The organism is Paraburkholderia sp. RL17-373-BIF-A (genome assembly GCF_046030175.1).
In the GTDB taxonomy this organism is placed as follows: domain Bacteria; phylum Pseudomonadota; class Gammaproteobacteria; order Burkholderiales; family Burkholderiaceae; genus Paraburkholderia.
Map to the genome: position 1 here is coordinate 1 of NZ_JARESO010000342.1, position 750 is coordinate 750.

The window sequence follows — 750 nt, forward strand, 5'->3', positions numbered from 1 at the left end:
GATGCCATGGAGCGGCACGGCCATCTGGACCTGGATCCGGTCGTCAAGGCCAAACTCCTTCAGGTCAGCGCGGCGACCATCGATCGCATGCTGGCCACCGCGCGTGCGCACATCGATGGGCAGCGCAAACGGCGCACGGGGGTGGGCTCGGCCATCCGGCGCAGCATTCCGGTGCGTACCTTCGCCGACTGGCGCGACCCGCCACCGGGCTTCTTCGAGATCGACATGGTCGAACACTGCGGCGGCTCAAAGATAGACGGTGAGTTCGTCCACACCCTCACGCTGACTGATATCGCCAGCGGCTGGACAGAATGTGTGGCCATGCGAGTACGTAACCAGATGCTGGTGATTGAAGGATTCGAGAAAGCGGCTGCCGATCTGCCATTCGCGATGCTTGGCGTGGACTCGGACAATGACAGTGCGTTCATGAACCAGAGCGTCCTCGACTACTGCAAGGGCCGTGGTCTTGTGCAGACCCGCTCGAGGGCCTACAAGAAGAACGATCAGGCCTGGGTGGAGCAGAAGAACGGCGCCGTCGTGCGGCGGCTGGTCGGTTATGGCCGGCTGAGCGGTGTCGATGCCAGGAACGCGTTGGCGCAGCTGTACGCGTCATCGCGGCTATACATTAACTTCTTCCAGCCTTCGTTCAAGCTGAAGTCCAAAACGCGTGACGGCGCGCGAGTACATAAGGTCTATTTGGCGCCGGCGACGCCGTGCGATCGGCTTCTCGCACACGGCAGCGTCGAACCC

1 protein-coding gene is annotated in these 750 nt (G+C 62.3%); it reads left to right on the forward strand.

Annotation, left to right across the window (positions count from 1 at the left end; all coding sequences use genetic code 11):
* Window positions 1-750, forward strand: a 750-nt coding sequence (locus tag P0D80_RS50755; RefSeq protein WP_408296446.1) for an integrase catalytic domain-containing protein, incomplete at both ends; no start/stop codon positions are given.